Origin of the sequence: Paenibacillus sp. GCM10027626 (assembly GCF_042676285.1) — a bacterium.
GTDB lineage: Bacteria > Bacillota > Bacilli > Paenibacillales > Paenibacillaceae > Paenibacillus_Z.
In genome coordinates this window covers 141799-160679 of sequence record NZ_JBHTHC010000007.1, presented here as the reverse complement: position 1 = coordinate 160679, position 18881 = coordinate 141799, and the positions used below count along the sequence as shown (strand labels likewise).

General features: G+C 49.7%; 16 protein-coding genes and 1 other annotated feature. Of the genes, 12 read left to right on the top strand and 4 right to left on the bottom strand.

What is annotated here, in order from left to right:
• The first annotated feature begins 3 nt into the window (after nt 1-3).
• From ACFQ0N_RS15465 to ACFQ0N_RS15450, 4 genes are all read left to right on the top strand, one after another.
• Nucleotides 4-2667, top strand: coding sequence for an alpha-mannosidase (locus ACFQ0N_RS15465; RefSeq protein WP_379327602.1), 2664 nt, complete (start codon nt 4-6; stop codon nt 2665-2667).
• Between the two features lie 236 nt (nt 2668-2903).
• Entirely contained in the window at nt 2904-3353 is a 450-nt protein-coding gene (locus ACFQ0N_RS15460) for a hypothetical protein (RefSeq protein ID WP_379327600.1), read from the top strand.
• 520 nt (nt 3354-3873) lie between these two features.
• A complete protein-coding gene (locus ACFQ0N_RS15455) occupies nt 3874-4746 on the top strand; it encodes an SPFH domain-containing protein (RefSeq protein ID WP_379327598.1) in 873 nt (290 codons plus the stop codon).
• A 10-nt stretch (nt 4747-4756) separates the two neighbouring features.
• A complete protein-coding gene (locus tag ACFQ0N_RS15450) occupies nt 4757-4942 on the top strand; it encodes a type II toxin-antitoxin system antitoxin (RefSeq protein ID WP_379327596.1) in 186 nt (61 codons plus the stop codon).
• A 48-nt stretch (nt 4943-4990) separates the two neighbouring features.
• Here the strand turns inward: ACFQ0N_RS15450 and ACFQ0N_RS15445 are convergent, their stop codons facing one another.
• The 3 genes from ACFQ0N_RS15445 to ACFQ0N_RS15435 form a co-directional block, all read right to left on the bottom strand.
• Complete coding sequence (locus ACFQ0N_RS15445; RefSeq protein WP_379327594.1) at nt 4991-5617, bottom strand: response regulator; 627 nt, start codon at nt 5615-5617, stop codon at nt 4991-4993.
• Nucleotides 5610-7523 (bottom strand): sensor histidine kinase, encoded by a 1914-nt coding sequence (locus ACFQ0N_RS15440; RefSeq protein WP_379327592.1) that lies wholly within the window; start codon nt 7521-7523, stop codon nt 5610-5612. The genes ACFQ0N_RS15445 and ACFQ0N_RS15440 overlap by 8 nt, the downstream gene beginning before the upstream one ends.
• Nucleotides 7524-7618: 95 nt before the next feature.
• On the bottom strand, nt 7619-9625 hold the full coding sequence (locus tag ACFQ0N_RS15435; protein WP_379327590.1) for a serine hydrolase domain-containing protein: 2007 nt from the start codon (nt 9623-9625) through the stop codon (nt 7619-7621).
• A gap of 234 nt (nt 9626-9859) precedes the next feature.
• Here ACFQ0N_RS15435 and ACFQ0N_RS15430 point away from each other — a divergent pair, with 234 nt between their 5' ends.
• The 5 genes from ACFQ0N_RS15430 to asd all read left to right on the top strand — a co-directional run bounded on the left by ACFQ0N_RS15430 (nt 9860) and on the right by asd (nt 14956).
• On the top strand, nt 9860-10270 hold the full coding sequence (locus tag ACFQ0N_RS15430; protein ID WP_379327588.1) for a GyrI-like domain-containing protein: 411 nt from the start codon (nt 9860-9862) through the stop codon (nt 10268-10270).
• Nucleotides 10270-10860, top strand: coding sequence for a MepB family protein (locus tag ACFQ0N_RS15425; protein WP_379327586.1), 591 nt, complete (start codon nt 10270-10272; stop codon nt 10858-10860). The genes ACFQ0N_RS15430 and ACFQ0N_RS15425 overlap by 1 nt, the downstream gene beginning before the upstream one ends.
• A 226-nt stretch (nt 10861-11086) precedes the next feature.
• Entirely contained in the window at nt 11087-12247 is a 1161-nt protein-coding gene (locus tag ACFQ0N_RS15420; RefSeq protein ID WP_379327584.1) for an RNA-guided endonuclease InsQ/TnpB family protein, read from the top strand.
• 308 nt (nt 12248-12555) lie between these two features.
• Complete coding sequence (locus ACFQ0N_RS15415; RefSeq protein WP_379327582.1) at nt 12556-13371, top strand: N-acetyltransferase; 816 nt, start codon at nt 12556-12558, stop codon at nt 13369-13371.
• Nucleotides 13372-13496: 125 nt separating this feature from the next.
• Nucleotides 13497-13760, top strand: a binding site (T-box leader).
• Nucleotides 13761-13870: 110 nt separating this feature from the next.
• On the top strand, nt 13871-14956 hold the full coding sequence (gene asd, locus ACFQ0N_RS15410) for an aspartate-semialdehyde dehydrogenase (RefSeq protein WP_379327580.1): 1086 nt from the start codon (nt 13871-13873) through the stop codon (nt 14954-14956).
• Nucleotides 14957-15035: 79 nt separating this feature from the next.
• On the opposite strand, the gene ACFQ0N_RS15405 is transcribed toward asd, so the two are convergent.
• The gene (locus ACFQ0N_RS15405; protein WP_379327578.1) at nt 15036-16172 is read right to left on the bottom strand and encodes a 5-methyltetrahydropteroyltriglutamate--homocysteine S-methyltransferase; all 1137 of its coding nucleotides are present in this window, start codon (nt 16170-16172) and stop codon (nt 15036-15038) included.
• Between the two features lie 206 nt (nt 16173-16378).
• On the opposite strand from ACFQ0N_RS15405, the gene ACFQ0N_RS15400 reads away from it, so the two are divergent.
• From ACFQ0N_RS15400 to ACFQ0N_RS15390, 3 genes are read left to right on the top strand one after another with little or no spacing between them, the layout of a single operon-like run.
• Nucleotides 16379-16954 (top strand): TetR/AcrR family transcriptional regulator, encoded by a 576-nt coding sequence (locus ACFQ0N_RS15400; protein WP_379327576.1) that lies wholly within the window; start codon nt 16379-16381, stop codon nt 16952-16954.
• Between the two features lie 58 nt (nt 16955-17012).
• Nucleotides 17013-18170: an MFS transporter gene (locus ACFQ0N_RS15395; protein ID WP_379327574.1), complete on the top strand. Its 1158-nt coding sequence runs from the start codon at nt 17013-17015 to the stop codon at nt 18168-18170.
• 59 nt (nt 18171-18229) lie between these two features.
• The gene (locus ACFQ0N_RS15390; protein WP_379327572.1) at nt 18230-18775 is read left to right on the top strand and encodes an NADPH-dependent FMN reductase; all 546 of its coding nucleotides are present in this window, start codon (nt 18230-18232) and stop codon (nt 18773-18775) included.
• Nucleotides 18776-18881: the final 106 nt, after the last annotated feature.

The window sequence follows — 18881 nt, the reverse complement described above, 5'->3', positions numbered from 1 at the left end:
CGTTTGGAGAACAAGACGGTTCACATTATTTCTCATTCCCACTGGGATCGCGAGTGGTACATGCCATTCGAAAAGTTTCGCATGAGGCTGGTTCAACTAATGGACCGGGTGTTGGAACTGCTGGAAACCGAGGGCAATGGGTTCGAGTTTTTCCATATGGATGGACACGTGATTCCGATTGACGATTATTTGGAAATTCGGCCCGATCAGGAATCCAGGATCCGTAAGCTGGTGGAAGCCGGCAAATTGTTCGTCGGTCCGTGGTATGTGTTGCAAGACGCCTTTCTGACGAGCGGTGAGGCGCAAATTCGCAACCTGCAAATCGGCTTGCGGCGGGCTGAACAGCTCGGAGGGACTGTGAAAATCGGTTACTACCCGGATACGTTCGGCAATATCTCGCAGACCGCACAGCTGCTGTGCGGGTTTGCGATCGACACGGCGGTATTCGGGCGGGGGATCAACGCCATCGCGGAAAATAATACGGTCGATGCCGATTCGATCGACCGCTATCCGTCCGAATTATGGTGGGAATCACCGGACGGCTCCAAAGTTTTATCCGTGTTTCTAGCGAACTGGTATCACAACGGAATGGAATTACCGACGGATCCCGTTGCGGCAAGGGAACGGGCCAAAGTAGTGCTGGAGAACGTCGAGCGGGCGGCAACGACGCAACATCTTTTATTGATGAATGGCTGTGATCACCAGCCAGTACAGGCGGATATTGGTCAAGCCATCGACGTTCTCAATCGCATCCTGCCCGACTATACATTTATTCACAGCCATTTTCCGAATTATTTCGCCTCACTTCGAAGCTCCCCGGCGGATTGGCCGACGGTATCAGGCGAGTTGATTGGCGAATATACGACGGGTTTGGGAACGCTCGTCAATACAGCGTCTGCGAGGATGCATCTGAAGCAATGGAACGTCCGACTTCAGACGGAATTGGAACGGTGGGTTGAACCGTTTACGGCGATCGCTCATTTGCTAGGCGAGCCTTATCCGGAAGCTTTTGTCCGTCATGCTTGGAAGCTGCTGCTGCAAAATCATCCGCACGATTCTATCTGCGGATGCAGCATTGACGAAGTGCATGAGGAAATGGTTACCCGATACCGTAAGGCCTGGCAAATCGCCGAAACGCTAAGCAGTAAAGCTTTGGAGTCGATTGCAACGGCTGTTGACACCGCGTCGCTGCTTGCTTCTGCCGAGTCGGAAAGTGCGAAAGGTGTTGCGGTTCCGGTAGTCGTGTTCAATTCGCTCGGTTGGGAACGAAGCGAATGGGTTATAGCAGAAGTGGATACCGAGGAGGAAATTCAAACCGACCGTTGGGTGCTGCTCGATTGCAAGGGAGAACCCGTTCCGTATGACTGCGAGGATCGCGGCTGGGTGCACGGTTTTACGCTGCCCGATGACAAGTTCCGCATTACATGGAAAAAACGGCGCTACATCCTGCGCTTCTTCGCCAGGAACGTTCCCTCGGTAGGCCATCAGTCGTTTCTCTGGATGGAAAAGGCGGCTATGCCGGCTCCCGAATTCCCGCAACGAAAGCTGCCTATTTGCACGGTCTCCGACAGTTCGGCCTTGTTGGAAAATGCCTATTTACGCGTCGAAGTAGAAGGAGATGGCCGAGTTCGGCTGACGGACAAAGAGACAGGCAGGGTGTTCAAGGATTTGCTTATCCTCGAGGACACGGGAGACATTGGAGACGAATATATGTATGTCGCCGCACAAGGAACGGAGCCGATCACAACGGCCGGTCGCCCAGCGCGGTTGGAAAATGTATCGACTAACTTTGCCGCGTCCGTTCGCCTGGAGCATATCCTCGAGCTTCCAGTGGAGCGCGAAGCGTCGACGCGGTCAAGTCAGAAGAAAAAGCAGAAAATCGAAATCCTATTGAGCCTGGGAACGGAAGCGCGCAGCGTAGAAGTGGAGGTTAGCTTTGATAATCAAATTAAGGACCACAGGCTACGGGTGTTGTTCCCGAGCGATCTCCGTACGGACAGCGTCTATGCGGACGCGCCGTTCGACGTGGTGAAGCGGAATATCGAACCGTGGAGCGGATGGACGAACCCGGCGCGCAATGAACGAATGCAATCCTTCTTCGATTTGAGCGACGGATCGGGCGGGCTCGCGATTGCCGCGGAAGGCTTGCCGGAATACGAAGTGCTGCGGGACGGCCGAAACACGATGGCGCTGACGCTGCTGCGCAGTGTCGGCGAACTGGGCGACTGGAATTACTTCCCGACTCCCGGCGCGCAATGCATCGGGCCTTACTCCGCCCGTTTCGCCATTGTACCTCACCGGGGAGACTATCGTTTCGCGGTGCGTGAAGCTTATCAGTTCAATGTACCCATGCGCGCGATCACGACTTCCATTCATGGAGGAAGCCTGGCGCCCGAACTGTCGTGGGCGGCCATCGAATGCGATCCTTCCGTTCAACTCACCGCACTGAAAATGGCCGATTCCGGCCATGGAGTGACGGTTCGGCTCGTGAACTTGGGCATGGAGGAGCAGGTTGTTCACATGAGAGGAGAACTTTTCAAACGAAGCCGCGCAACGCACGAGACAAGCCTAAACGAACAAATCATCGGACCTATGGAGCAGGAAGAAGCGGCGGTTTGCCTGACGCTGACTGCCAAAAAAATCGCCACCCTGGTGACGGAGCAATAATGAAATGATTAAGAAATTAATGCTCTACAGAGTAAACGGGATACGCTAAATGATATCTATCTACAACTTATTTGAGCTGTAGATTGATATCATTCTTTAGCCGGAAAATCCCAGATTAACAAGTATCCGCATAGAGGGAGAGAACGACATGCATTCGCTTGTGCCCAAATTACAGCAACTGAACAAACATAAAGCTTCCGGTTATTGGCCGGAAAGGATTCTGACCCAGCTCGAATATGGTTACCGCTTGTTCAAAGTTAACGAAGGGCGCTTCGGAGGCGGCGCTTTACGAAGCCGAAGCGCTCGGAGCGATTGCCCATCTCCAAACCGGTGCGGCTTATCCGATCAATCGATTCGAGGAAGCTTGGCGGAACGTGCTGTTTAGTCAATTTCACGACATTTTGCCGGGTTCCGGCGTGATCGAGACGCGAGAGCATGCACTAGGGCAGTTCCAAAACACGATGGCGACGGCCAATTCATCCCGTCATCGGGCGCTTCAGGCGATATCTGCCTCAATCGACACGTCAAGGTACATCAGCGACGAGCCGATTGCCGATTCGATTTCGGATGGCGCCGGCGTCGGCTACGGCAGCAAGGATTTCAAGGTCACGCAAGACGTAGTGGAATGTTTCCTGATCGGTAACAGCATTAGTCACATACAACATTACTCTATCGAGGAACGATAGTCTGGAGCTGCTCGCCGCGGCTCCATTTTGGTTTATTGAAGTAACGGGCAGGATAGTTCAACAAAAAAATTAGACTATTTTTATAATGAACAGTTTTACCAAACCATTTGTTTGTAAACAATTTACGAGCACTCAAATAGTACAGTCATACTCAAATAACGATAGTGAGGCCGGGGCAGGGAGCACCAGCGAAGCGGCAGAAATACCGCATTCCGGGTGTTTCCCGATAGCTAGGCTGACGGGCGGCGCCAGCCCTCGAAGCGCAGCCAGCTTCGGCAGCGACGCCGCCTTCTTTTCCGATGCAGCCAGGGCGGTACGAGAGCTCAGCTGATCCTAAATTATATCTATATATCGACAGCCCCCGTCTGTCCGCGAAGCCTCCGAATTCGCTGATTTTCGACAAGATAACGGATCATCGGTTCAACTGTCGCATGACAATCAAGATTTTTATGAAAAGGAATTGAATAAATATGTAAAAAGTGATATCATATAAATATCAAAAAGATATGGGGTGAGGGCGATGAGAGAGAAAAAAGCATGGCATGTAAGTGGATATTTGGCGCTGTTCGTAGCACTAATAGCGGGTTTGGGCGGTTTGTTTCTAACTTTGTACACGATCATTACTGAAAACCTCCCTGTATACTGCATTCCTGTTGGCATTATATTAGTTGCTTTATCGGGGATTTGTTTCTCTTCGATCGTTATTGTGCAGCCGAACCAGGCGAAAGTGATTACCTTCTTTGGTACCTATACAGGCACTGTTATTGAAAGCGGCTTATGGATGGTGCTTCCGTTCACGACAAAAACGAATGTATCACTTAAAGTGAGAAACTTTAACAGTCAAACGCTGAAAGTGAATGACGCGGAAGGTAATCCGGTAGAAATCGGCGCGGTTGTTGTGTTCAAAGTGCGCGATACGGCAAAAGCTATTTTCGATGTCGATCATTATGAGAAGTTTGTCGGCATTCAGAGTGAGACGGCGCTTCGCCATGTCGCTGCGCAATACCCTTATGACACATTCACGGACGATACGAAGCTTTCATTGCGCGGCAATGCCGACGAGGTAGCCGCAGAGCTGATGAGTGAGCTGCAGAAGCGCCTTGATGTTGCAGGTGTACAGCTGCTGGAGACCAGATTGACGCATTTGGCCTATGCTCCGGAAATCGCCAGCGCCATGCTGCAGAGACAACAAGCTACTGCGATTGTATCCGCTCGCCAAAAAATTGTTGAAGGCGCGGTTGGCATGGTGGAAGCGGCGCTTAGACAGCTCGAAGCCAGCGGGGTAGAGCTCGATGCAGAGCGCAGAGCGGCGATGATTAATAATCTGATGGTGTCGATCGTTTCGGATCGGGCGGCGACTCCAGTTATTAATACGGGCTCTCTCTACAGCTAGGGGAAAGTTCATGAGCAAGCAGAAGAAAGCTTTTCCACTGCGTCTTGATCCGGACATTCATCGGGCTTTGGAGCAATGGGCTGCGGATGAATTTCGCAGTGTAAACGGGCATATTGAATATTTGTTGCGGGAAGCACTTACCAAGGCAGGCCGGTTAAAGCATCCGCAGCGTCATTTAATAAGAGAAGAAGAATAAAGAAAGATCGAGCCTGAACGGAATGCTCAGAGCTCGATCTTTCTGTTTTCATTGATTCCGCTGGCGCAATGAACCGAGCAAGCCTGTTTCGTAGCCTTTCGCCACCGCACCAATACGCGTTTTGACTCCAAGCTTCTGATTGATTGCCGACAGATGGTATTCGACCGTACGTTGACTCATCGCCAGCTCCTGGGCAATCTCCTTGTTCGTTTTCTCCTCGGCAACCTTTGCTAGTACCGCTTGCTCCGTCGGCGTGAGCAGATTTGTCCTGCTCAGCGCCTTTTCAGAGACGAGAGCATACCCCATCATGCTTTGTTTAATGGCATTAATAATCTCGGTGTAAGTGCTCTGCTTGGACAAGTAGGCATGCACTCCGATTTCATATGCCTTGCTGTAAAACTCGTCGTAGGTGTAGCCCGATAGAAGAATGATTTTCAATGTATGCCCGAAGCGCTCCTTCAGCAGCTTTCCCAATTCGAAGCCGTCCATATCGGGCATGGACAGATCCATGATGAGTACGTCCGGCTGAAGATCGCCGATTTTCTCGAGCAGCTCCCGCGGCTCGGAGAAGGTTTGCGGCACCTCGATATCCGGCTCTTTTTCCAGCCGGTTTTTCAAACCTTCCAGTACTAAGGGATGATCGTCGAGCAGGACAACGCGAATCGTTTTAAGCATGGTTGCGCACCTCCAGTTCTAGCGGCAGACTGACCGTAACAACCGTTCCTTTTCCCGGAGAAGAGGCGATATCGGTATTCCCGCCAAGATGACGAATTTGGCTATGGACAGTCAGCAGTCCGAATCTTCTTGCTCCTGCAGGTGAAGCATCGAAAGCTGCAGCCGCGTCGAAGCCTTTGCCGTTATCGGTAATTTGACAATGAATCGTTTGCTGCTCCTTCCACAGACGAATGCTCATTGCGGATGCTTGGGAATGCTTGAATACATTATGGACAAATTCGCGGATCGCCCGGAAAAGATTGATTTTGATCAGCTCATTCGCCGGTACGCTTTCCTCAAGCTCATATTTCAGCTCAATTCGGATGTCTCCTTTTTCCCGCATTGTCCGCATGAGCCATTGCAGCGCTTCCTTCAGATCGCCTTTATCAATAATGTGCGGATACAAATCGTCGCATAGCGTACGTATATCGCGTTGTGAATCATAGACGCATTTCAGCCAGATGGCAATTTGCTCCTTATCGGCTATGCCTGTATCGTGCAATTCTTCGAGATCCCGTGACAGGAAGATCAGATTCTGCAGCAGATGGTCGTGCAAGAAGTAGGTAGTGCGAATCCGTTCCGCCTGTTGAGCCTCCAGCAGGATTTGGACAGATGTACCCGCGTTGCCGCTATTTTTTGTCCCCAGCCGTCTAGACAGCAGAAGCGTCTGCCGTTCCAGCCATTCGTCGCGCTGCTCGGCTTTGCGGTGGAAACGCAGCAAGCTTTTGTGATAGGCATAGGTGAGCAGGAGGAACAGGATAAACAGCGAGCCTAGCTCAAGCGCTGACAGTCCTTTGGCGGCCGCAGCGAACATGGTGAAAGCAGCGCTTAGGTACAGGCTGTGAATGAGCAGTCTGGGAACATAGATGCGCACGTCGAGCATGCTCCGTTTGACCAGCAGGAAGGCGATCGTGCCGGAAAAAGGGATAAGCCCGACCAGTGTATATTTGATCGGCACAATTTCATCCTCATAGACAAGCTTCGGAAAGGCGTATAAGAGCGTATACGGCATTAGGCTTAGATACAATCCGGAGAACAGGATAAGCAGCTGGTTCCGCTCCATGCGATCGAACATGTTCCAACGTGCGAATGTGACGCCCGCAAGCAAGGCCAATGTACCAAGGATGGTGAAATTCAGCAAATTGACGACCCATCCGGAAACATCCCTGCCGGAAAATATGAAGTAGACGATTAATGCCGAAAAAACAGTTGAGTAAATCAGAAAGGACTGCTGCAGCTTTTTGAACCGGCTGTGGATGGTGCGGAATACGAACAGAAAATAGAAGGAAAGCAGCAAATAAGGCAGCCATATCGCACAGAAGGTCATCACGATCTCGGATATGCTTTTCTCGTTTGAAAACTCGGTCAGTATACATAAAGCCATCGTCCAATTGAGCAAATAGAATAAACGGATGACGCGCGATTCCGGCATCGTGTATACAGCATACCCGCCGATTGCGAGCAGCAGCAGCGCAATTGCAAGCGAATATGCCGTTTGAGCGATGGTATCCATATCGGCTGTGCCTTGCAGCTCAAGCCTGCGTCCGTCCTGCTTCTCGACGACAAGCAGCCCCGCCTTGCTCAGTATCGCTCCAGTCCCGGTGTTAATCAGCTTGGGCTCGGGGCTGGCGGCTATATGGACAATGCGGTCTCCCGTTTCGATTTCCCAGCCGGCTGCCTTTCCGTTCTCCTCGATCGCTTCGATGAGCCAGTCCGAACCGGAAACCGGCTTGAGTTGAATGCCAATGTAAGGAGCTTTGAAGGAGGCCGTGTAAATATACGCGGCAAGGATGACGAAAGCTGCAACGGATGCAGCTAGCCAATAGCCGGTTTTACGCGTTGAATGTGAACGATTTATTGCTTTCATCGTAAGTAATCACCCGCATAAAGTATACCATGTTTGCCTAATAAATAGAGCAGCCTGCGCCGCAAGGGGAGGCTGCTTATCCTGAATGTCCAACATTATGGAAAATGATATAGCATCGCGGCCGCTTCCTGGCGAAGCAGCGGTTGCTTGGAGCGGAAATCAACAGAGCCGTCCGCGTTCTGCTTGACTTCCGGGCCAAAATATCCTCTTGCTACAGCGGTTTGCACGCCTTTCAAGGCCCAGCCGGCCGTATCGCCGGCCAATTTGGCTTCAAGGGCGGCTGCACCGGCTGAGCCGAATCCGGCGATCAATGCGCGCGCCATGATGAGAGCCGCTTCCTGGCGGGTGATCGTCCGCTCCGGCTCAAACTTTCCCGATGGAGTGCCGCTGACGATTCCGGCTTCCAGAGCGGCTGCGATTTCGGCCGCATACGGACTGTCAGCCGTATCCGCGAAGGCTGTCGGTTCTGCAGATAATGGCGCTCTGCCCAGCCTCATCAGCAAGCCGACAAATTGTCCGCGGGAGATCTGCTGCTCCGGCCGGAATTCCGGGCTGTCCTCTGTTCCGAGCAACCCTTGCTGCTGGACGTAATAAATAAACTTGGCATAGGGGTGAGCAGCCGGCACATCGCGATAGGGCCGGGGAGCTGGCAGTTTTTCCGCCCAGCTGTCAGATTTGTTATAGGCAAAATAAGCGATATTTCCTTTGCCGTCTTCCTTGAAAGCGGCCTTCTGCCCATTCTCGTCCTCAAACAGCAGTTCCTTTAGCTGCTTCAAGATGTGCTCGCCGTTCGAGCCGCTTACCGTCAAGCCGCCATCGCGGGCGGTAATTTCGTAATGCCACATCGGGAGCCGCAAATCCCGGTAGGTGCCCTCCAGCCGGCGAAGCTGCTCCTTCGTCTGCTTTATGGGAGAAACTTGCTCGCCGGGCTTCCTAGCTTGAGGAAAATAGTGGTCCATAAAAGATTGGAACAGCTTGGCGCGAACCGTTCGAGCATTCTGCGAGCTGTTCAAGGCGATAAAGAGTCCAGTCTTGCGCTCAGGCAGCAACCACAGATGCGACTGGAAGCCTGACGCCGCACCGCTCTTGTCAATGACGAACTGGCCGTTCGCATAAACGGGAAAGGACGACTCGAGGCCGTAGCCGACGCCTGGAATGTCCGGATGAATCGATACGCTTGTCTGCTGCATCTCCTTTAGCGACTGTTCGCTCAGGATGGAGACACCATCCAGCTTGCCGCCATTCAGCTCGGCGATCATGAACCGCGCCATATCCGCGCCGGTCGAGATGAGACCGCCGTCAGGCGAAAAGTTGGGAAGCGTCGCATATTGCGGAAGCGGCTCTCCCGCGCCGTCATATGGCGTCGCCAGCCGCTGCTCCACATCGCTTGTAAGGCCGAAGTAGCTGTTGGTCATGCGTAACGGCGCAAAGATGTTCTCCGCAACAAACTGCTCGAATGGTTTTTTGGCTGCATTTTGTACAATGTAGCCGATGAGATTGTAGCCGTAATTATCGTAGCGGTACGCTTCACCGGGTTTGCGGATTACGCCGGGCAGGTTGTCCTTGATGTAAGCGTCCAAAGGATAAACATCCTGTGGCGGGCCTTCGTCCTCAGCCGCTTCCGTGTAATCAAAGCCGCTCGTATGCGTCAGCAGATGCTTCAAGGTCAGCGGCGCTCCGGTCTCGTTCGGAATTCGCAGATCGGCCAAATACGCGCCAATATCGCGATTCAAATCGACTTTTTTCTGCTCGGCCAGCTGCATGAGCGCGGTAGCTGTAAAGGTCTTGGACACGGAGGCCAGCCGGAACAGCGTCTTGTCGGGATCGACCGGCGTCCGGCTTTCTATGTTGGCGTAGCCATAACCTTTTTTGAGCAGTGTCTTGTCTCCCTTGACGATGACAACAACCGCGCCGGCAAGTGTGTCCCGGATGTCTTTGCGCTTGAAGAAACCGTCCATGAACGTCTCCACTTCCTTGGCATCGGTTGCTCCGGCAGGGGAAGCAGGCGTAGCGGCTGCATAAGCGGGAGCAGGGAGAATCAGGACGGCGACAAGCGCTAATGCGAGCCAGGATCTCTTCTTTTTTGCAGGTAAAATAGGCATAAGCTTTAACTCCTCGCTGCGAATGATTGAATGGCCTCTTTACTTTAGCAGATTCGCAATATGAGCAAATCCGTAGAACAGGGCGAAAACCCGCCATCGTCCCGCATATTTTTTGCGTGATCGCGCAAGCTGGTAATAGCGCTATGGTCAAAAACTTTGAAAAATGCGAACAAATGTTTTATAATTGGTTTATGGAAGCAAAAATCATATTTTTGTAAGAAAGGTTGAGCCGTGATGAAACTAAGTTTGATCCGCCAGACTCGCACCAATAACTTTGACGACCCTGAGATGATGAATAAAATTCAGGAATTGTGGAAGCAAGCTTCGCAGCAGCTCCATGATCCGGCGGCATGTACATACGGCGTTTATTTTGACTATGCAAGCGACTATCGCGGAGACTATTCCTTAGGTGTCGCGGTGGAAGCGAAGGATGTTGCCGACACACCGCATTCCCTTATCGACATCCCGGCTTCGGCAGCTTATCAAATATTCAAAGTGGATGCGCAGGATGAGTTGGGTGTGGTGAAAGCGTGGCAGAAGGTATGGGAGCAGGAAGGCGCAGGCCAGCTTAAGCGCGCATACACCGTTGATTATGAAAAGTACAATGCTGACAGTACGATTGAAATTTATATTGCCGTTCAATAATGGATGAGATAAATCGAAACTTTTCAGAAGTTGATCCTAGCTGTCAAAATTCCTGGCCTTCCTCTGTCACAATTAATAGTGACCTTCTTGCCGCCAAGTCGCTTGTCTATAGTCCATGCGGATTTGAGTGCTCTCAACCACGAATAGAAGCACAAAATGCTGAATATGGGGCCTATGTATTTAATTTGGATGCCCTCTCCATTAGATTTCGTGTTGCCAAAATCACTCCTACAAAGATTGGACAATTTGTGACTTTGTGGGAGCGGATTGGGAATGGACCGATTCAACCATATGACATATCAGATCCAGTCGATTTGTTTGTTATTAGCACCCGCGAAGGAAATAACTTTGGTCAATTTGTATTTCCAAAAGCTGTTCTATGTAATAAGGGTATCGTATCCAATGAAGGGAAAGGTGGTAAAAGAGCCATACGCGTTTACCCACCTTGGGACAAGCCTACGAGTCGTCAGGCTCAAAAAACTCAGATATGGCAACTAGAATATTTCTTAGATATACCTGCAAATACACCAATAGACTGTGTTCGTACTCAAATGCTCTACGGTCAAAACCCTGAGTGTAAACCAATATAGACTGAAAAACTAAGAATGAGCGAGAAACGGGTGAAAATATTACGTTATCTAATACAGACGAGAAGACTCCTTCCTCAAAGCGGAAGCTTAGGTAGGAGATGAATCGTCTTCGGACAAGGGTGGCAATTTTGCCATCTCAATTGTCCGACATGATTTTAAAGCCGTTTTTTCCTATTTGAAACCGAACTGACGTTCTGGTATAATGGTAGATATGGGGGGATTGGAAATGAGTATGAATACGATTACGATCAAACTTCCTTTGTATCGGCCAACATTGGTGAAACAAGACATGTATAAAACGATGCGTTCCCACTTCTCACAAGCTAGCAATCAAGCCCTTCTACACCTGCAGAAGTCCCCAATACGCAACGCAACAGAGTTGGATCGCCTCCTTCGTTCCATACCTTTACCATCAACACTGCTTCAAGAAGCAAGAAAACTGGCTGTCAGCCGGTATCAAGATTGGCGGAAGCATGCCAACACCAAGGGTTTTCCTTCCTTTCGAGCGAATATCTCGATTTTGTTTGACAATCAGAACTGGCGGCTCCGTTTCGATCAAGGACACCTGAAAATTGGCATCCCCACCATCGAAGGCCATCTAACCATCGATAAATATGTGCCTGCCAGCGTCAACGATTATGCTTTGTTTTGGGTGAATTATCTTCTGACTGGGGAAATGGATCCAAACAGCAAACACTATAAACCTTCATACGAAGGAATCTCGAAACCGAAAAAAGGGAATGCGCAGCTTTTTGAGCGCAAGGGGAAGTGGTATTTTGCTTTCACCCTTTCCTTTGAACTTCAGGAAAGGCCGAAAACGAACAAAGCAATTGGCGTTGATCGCGGATTACGCCTCATTGCGGTTGCTGCCGATGCCGATACGGGGAACTACCTGACCTTTAACGGGAAACGTATTGGCCATATCCGCAGGCGGTATGCCCGTTTGCGAAGGGAAATCCAGCAAGCGAAAAACATGAAAGCGCTCAAACGACTCGCACATAAAGAACGGCGTATGATGCAATATTGGAATCATGTCATGGCCAAAAATATCGTGCAATTTGCGCGTGCGAGCGGGGCATCCATCATCAAGCTGGAAGACCTGAGCCGCATCCGTTCGATGAAAAAATATTGGAAGCGTGCAGATCGCAATATTCATGCTTGGGCGTTCTATGATTTGGAACGAAAGATCACCTATAAAGCCGCATTAGCCGAGCTAAACGTGGAAAAGGTGAATCCCTATAAAACCTCTCAGGAATGCAGTCAGTGCGGAATCATACGGAAAAACCATCGCAGGAAAGATCAATTCCAATGCTCTTGCGGCTATCACGATAACGCGGACGTCAATGCCGCCTTCGTCATATCCCGCAGACCATCTCTTGTCATATAAGACAAAACGACGGCGTAAAAAGCCGTTGTGCAGGGCTAGATACCTTGCATAAGGCACCTGACTGTGCTGAATATCTAACCGAGAAGTTCTATCCGTCACACCAAAGACGTTCAACATGGACGGAACTGAACCCCGGAGTTTGTTCGGGTACAGAAGCGAGCGTACGAACCTCTTCTGTGATCATGAAACAAATTCCTAAGGAAACGGTAACTGAACCTGCTTCACGCTAATGAGGCGAATAAGGGGAATCCCCCGCCTCTAAGCAAAGTGTAGGCGGGGGAGGATGTCGAACTGGGAGTGATTGTTAATTGCACTTGCCTATTATTAACGAACGATTGGCGAAGCGAATACAACAGTCCGAGGTGGATTATTTTACATCGAGAATCAGCTCAATCGGCGAACGCAGCGGAAATCCGGAAGGTGTCGAAATTAAAAGATTTAACGGCTCGAGCTGCACAGCTTTCTACATTAAATCCATGCCTTGGGCTCTCTTCAACTCCATTAAGGGATTCGCGCAAGCAGATTTGGGCAACATAGAGGAGATCATAACGTTCTACCGTGACAGAGAGCGGAGGTTTCAGCTCGACATCGATCCGTTCGTCTCAAGCCCGCAGCTGCTAAGACAGCTCGCTGAAAATGGATTGTTCCAGGAAAGCTTTCATTCCGTCCTCTATGGTCTGCCTTGCCGTGAGCGGCCTGCCCTGCCTGACAATATCGATATACACGAGACTGAGAATGAAGCGGATTTTGATCTTTACGCCGAAATTCATTGTGTAGGCGCGGGGATGGATATCGCGCATAAGCACCATTTTGCCAATAATAATATCGGTTTATTGCACCGTGCCGGCTGGAAGTTGTTTTTGGCTTATTGGAACGGTCTTCCTGCCGCTGTCTCAGTTATGCATATTAACGATAATATTGCCTCCTTCACGCTGGCTGCCACTGCGCCACAATTTAGGAGGAATGGCTTGCAAACTGCACTTTGCACTGGCGGCTGCATGAAGCGTACAAAGCAAATTGTGAGCTCGTTGTCGCACAGGCGAACTTTGGAAGCTCAAGTCAGCACAATATGGAGCGGGTTGGGCTGCAGATGGCCTGGACGCGGGCTGTATGGGCGCCATTGAGAGATGGCAGGGGCTAAACGCATGTTGAATGGAGCGGGACTTTCGGCTATTTCGCGATAAAAAATTTGTTTTTTTACAAAATGTTATTTACCTTGTTGTCATTATTTGATACTATAAAAAAGATATCAAATGCGAAGACGAGAAGAGTAGATAAAAAACATTCTTTTGCAGAGAGCTCCGGCAGCTGAAAAGGAGTAAAGAAGTTTTTATTGAAAAAAGCCTCTGAGCAGCACATCGGAACTGATTCGTGCGGGGATGGTGTGACAGGAGCTCCTGTTACAGAGCTAGAGTATAAGCATTACTTTGTAATGCCGTACTTGAAGAGGCTAATATGGCGACATATTAGCGAACCTGGGGTGGTACCACGAGCATTCAATCTCGTCCCTGAGACAATTGTCTTGGGGGTGGGATTTTTTTGTTGCGCGGCATTGGAACCTTAGCGCATATAAAACATACGGTGGTACAAGAAGATAATTTCATGAAAGGGTTGAAATAGCTCATGTCAGAATTGCTGAAAGTTGGTATCGTTGGTGGAACAGGCATGGTCGGCCAACGGCTTGTTCAATTGCTGGATCAGCACCCTTGGTTTAAAGTAACTACGATTGCGGCCAGTGCCGGATCTGCAGGGAAAACTTACGAGGAAGCTGTGAAAAATAGATGGAAAATGGCTGGAGATATCCCGGCAGACGTGAAAAACATTGTTGTCCAGGATGCTTCAAAGGTAGAAGAGGTTGCCGGACAGGTGGACTTTATCTTCTGCGCAGTCGATATGAAAAAGGATGAAATTAAAGCGCTGGAAGAGGCCTATGCGAAAACGGAAACGCCTGTTATTTCGAATAACTCGGCTCACCGCTGGACGCCGGATGTTCCAATGGTCATTCCGGAAATCAACCCGGAGCATATTGAAGTGATCGCTGCCCAGCGCAAACGTCTGGGAACTTCAAAAGGCTTTATTGCCGTTAAGCCGAACTGCTCTATTCAAAGCTATGTACCGATGCTGAACGCGCTGCTGGAGTTCAACCCGACTACAGTAGTGGCTTCAACGTATCAAGCGATTTCCGGAGCGGGCAAAAACTTTACCGACTGGCCGGAAATGATCGATAATGTTATTCCATACATCGGCGGCGAAGAGGAGAAGAGCGAGCAGGAGCCGCTGCGTATTTGGGGTAAAGTTGAGAATGGCGAAATTGTGAAAGCGAGCTCGCCTGTCATTACAACCCAATGTATCCGCGTTCCGGTAACGGACGGCCACTTGGCTACGGTCTTCGTTTCGTTCGAGAACAAGCCGTCGAAGGAAGAAATTTTGCAGCGCTGGCAGGAATTCAAGGGCCGTCCGCAGGAGCTTGGATTGCCAAGCGCGCCTAAGCAGTTTATCACTTATTTTGAAGAAGAAAACCGTCCGCAAACCCAGCTGGACCGCGACATTGAAGGCGGAATGGGCGTATCTGCAGGCCGATTGCGCGAGGACTCCGTTTACGACTATAAATTTGTCGGTTTGTCGCATAATACGCTGCGCGGCGCTGCAGGCGGCGCCCTGCTGATTGCAGAGCTGCTCAAAGCGGAAGGATATATTCAAGCTAAGTAATCGCGTATAACGAAGAAAAACCGTCTCCCTTTGAAATGAATCGAGAGACGGTTTTTTGCTCATATCCTGGTTCGTTGCCTTAACCCCACACCTCACCAGCAACGTCGCGAATGAAGGCGAGTTTCTTCCATTGCTCTTCCTCAGTCAGCAGATTGCCTTCCTCAGTAGAAGCAAAGCCGCATTGCGGGCTTAGGCAAATATCATCAAGATTGACATACTGTGCTGCTTCTCTAATCCGGGCGATAATGTGCGCGCGGTCCTCCAGTTCGCCTGTTTTAGAGGAGACGAGGCCAAGCACGACTTTCCGGCCTTTCAAGCCTTTGAGCACTTCGAAACCGCCCGCGCGCTCCGTATCAAACTCCAAATAATAGGCATCGTAGTTCGGCTGGTTGAAATAAGCATCGGCAATAACATCATAGCTGCCTGTTGCCATATAGGTGGAACGGAAGTTGCCGCGGCATACATGCGTAGTGATGACCAAGTCGCCCGGCAAATCGTTTGTGGCGATTTCGTTGATTTTGGCATAGCGGGCCAGCGCCTCATCGACATTAGTGCCGCTGCTCTCCATTACTGCACGGTTTTTCGGATCGCAAAGTACTCCCCAGGTGGTGTCATCCAATTGCAAGCTTCTGCAGCCGGCGGCATAAAAAGCCAGAATCGTTTGCCGGTAAGCTTCGGCCAAATCTGCAATAACCTCATCCACAGAGGCATAAACGGCATCTGTACTGGCCCGGTTATCGCCGCGGAGCACCTCGTGCAAAATTTGAGCCGGAGCGGGAATCGCTTGCCGGGCAATGACCCCTTCGCCGGCTGCTTCCTTCAAAAACATAAAATGTTCGATAAAAGGGTGGTTGGGATTATATTGGATTTTGCCGGACACGCGGGCGGTCTCAGCTCTCGTGACAAAGCCTTTGAAGACGTAGCCCTTATCGCTGCTGAACTTTTCAATGCCGTTAAAGCCCCACATGAAATCGAGATGCCACCATGAGCGTCTGAACTCGCCGTCCGTTACAGCCTTTAAACCAACTTGCTTTTGCTTGGCGATAAGCCGGACAATTTCCTGATCTTCGACAGCGCGAAGCTGGGTCGCAGAAATTTCATTGTTTTGGAATTTCTGTCTGGCATCCTTTAAAGCCTGCGGACGCAAAAAGCTGCCTACAATATCAAAGCGGAAGGGAGTTATCTCTCTTGTGCTGATTGTTTCAATCTGGGACATGCTGCATCTCTCCTCGTTTCTTCTTCGTTAAGACCAATAATACCATGTCCTGTTCACTATAAATAACTCCAAAAAATTATATCTAGCTATAGCTATTAGCTATAGCAAATTCGCCGCGCTGAATTGGGCTTGACGATTACTTTGGAAAAAGGTAGTATGTAAACAACAAATGTTAGTTGTCACTAACTAACAGGAAGAGGCGATATATGAGCGCTAAGATAGAAAGCACTGCCGACAAAATTTTGTCTGCTACCATCGATCTGATGTCAGAGAAAGGCTACAAGGCCGTAACTGTAAAAGAAATAGCTGCCGCCGCATCCGTAAGCGAGATGACGGTATTCCGCACCTTTGGCTCCAAAAAAGCGATCCTGGATGCTGTAATCGACACTTATCTGTTTTCAGCGCCTATTGAACAGACGATCCAGAACAACATCACTTATGAGCTCGAAGCGGATTTAATGATGATTAGTGAGTTGTATCATAACGTGCTGAAAAAAAATAAAAAGCTATTTTTAATTTCCGTAATGGAAAGGAAAACAATGCCGGAGATGCATTTGAATTTGCACCAGAACGCATCCAAATTTTTTGAAGTTGTGACGGAGTATATGCGAATGATGCAGGAAAAGGGGAAGGTGCGCCCAGGGGACCCGAAAACCCAAGCACTGACGCTTATGCGCTTCAATTATGGCAGATATGTTTCCAGCATTTTGTTGGAGGAGAATGCGATAGCAGAAGACTTGCAGGAAGTAGTAGCCATAATAGCCAAAGGATTAGAGATATAATTTTTTTTCAGCACGATGTTAGTTAGTACTAACTATCAAACACGAGGGGAAATAAAGTATGGAACGACTTTGGACAAAATCATTTATCGGCTTGACGTTGACATTATTTTTCTTATGCTTCGGGTTCTATATTCTTCTTCCTGCTTTGCCGCTGTATATTAAGCAGCTTGGTGTAGCAGAATCCCGGCTGGGGCTCATTATCGGAGGCTTTACACTATCGGCGGTTGCCGCCCGCCCATTTATTGGCGGTCTGTTGGACCGGCATGGCAGACGCATTTTTATTGTTGCAGGTTTAATTGTTTTGACCGTCGCTACTTTTCTATACAGCTGGGCGAGCGGAATTTTGCTGCTCATTCTTTTGCGGATATTGCATGGCTTAGGATGGGCGATGTCCACGACATCCATTGGCACTTCGATTACTGATGTTATTCCCGCTCAGCGGCGAGGGGAAGGAATGGGCTGGTATGGGCTTTCTATGACGGTATCGATGGCGATCGGGCCGATTGTCGGGGTGTGGATGGTTCAAAACGCTTCTTTCGACCGTCTGTTTCTGCTCGCTGCTTGTTTATCCGCTGTCGCCATCGGGATCGCATTGCTCACGAAGATTCCGTCCATTGCTGTCAACAAGCAGACGAAAATGGTGTTTTTTGAAAAAACGCTTCTGCCTCTATCTGCAGCAGCTTTTTTCCTGGCACTAACTTATGGGGGAATCACGACATTTGTGCCGCTATTCGCCGAATCCATTCAAGTCAATTCCGGTACTTTCTTCTTGGTATACGCCATTGCCTTAACTTTGACTCGTCCGGTTGCAGGCAAGCTGACGGATCGTTACGGCGAAGCAGCCATTATTATTCCTTCATTAGTGATTACGATTGCCGCTCTTGTCATCTTGAGCTTGTCCCACGGCTTGTCTGGCGTTCTGTGCGCAGCAGTTTTGTATGGAATCGGCTTTGGATCGGCGCAGCCTACGCTGCAAACAGCCGCAATTAATCTTGTCCCTTCTACGAAAAAAGGAGTTGCCAATGCTTCTTATTTCACGGCTATGGATTTAGGAATTGGCTTGGGCTCGATTATACTTGGTTTAGTTTCCCAGTATTTGGGGTATCTTTACTTGTTTGCCGTTTGTGCGTTGTCCGGCTTTGTCTCTTTAGTTATTTTTATCGGTATTCGCGGCTCATTACTACGCAGGGAGGAGGATAAGGAGGTAAACGTATAGGCAATATGTTAGTTATTGGTCACTAACATTAATGTTAACTACCAAGGGAGGAATAACGTATGACAACGACTCTATTAACGATTGGAATTATTCTCGGGAGCACACGTCCGGGGAGAGTCAGTCCACAGGTCGGCCAATGGATTAAGGATATAGCTGATCAACGAGGAGATGCCGCATATGAAATTGTAGACCTGGAACAATTCAATTTGCCATTTTTAGGAGACCCGGCAGGGAGGGAGCAAGTGGCGGCTTGGGCGAGTAGAATCTCCAGCCTGGACGGCTTTATTTTTGTCACTGCAGAATATAATCACAGCATCACTGGTGCTTTAAAGAATGCGCTGGACTCTGCACGGACAGAATGGTACAACAAAGCGGCAGGCATTGTCAGTTACGGCTCTTCAGGCGGGACGCGCGCCGCTGAGCATTTGCGGGGGATACTGGCAGAGCTGCAAGTGGCCGACGTTCGCACGCATCCGGCACTAAATCTGTTTACCGACTTCGAAAATTACACCATGTTCAAGCCCGCGGATCTGCATCAAGCGCATGTAAATGACATGTTGAACCAAGTCGTCAGCTGGTCATCCGCTTTAAAATCGCTTCGCTGAGATGTATTCATAGACATATATACCAGCAGGTTTTGCAATGTATGCAAAGCCTGTTTTTTAAGTTTCTGCTATAATAAAAGATGCTTGCGATTTACGGAAAGGGAAA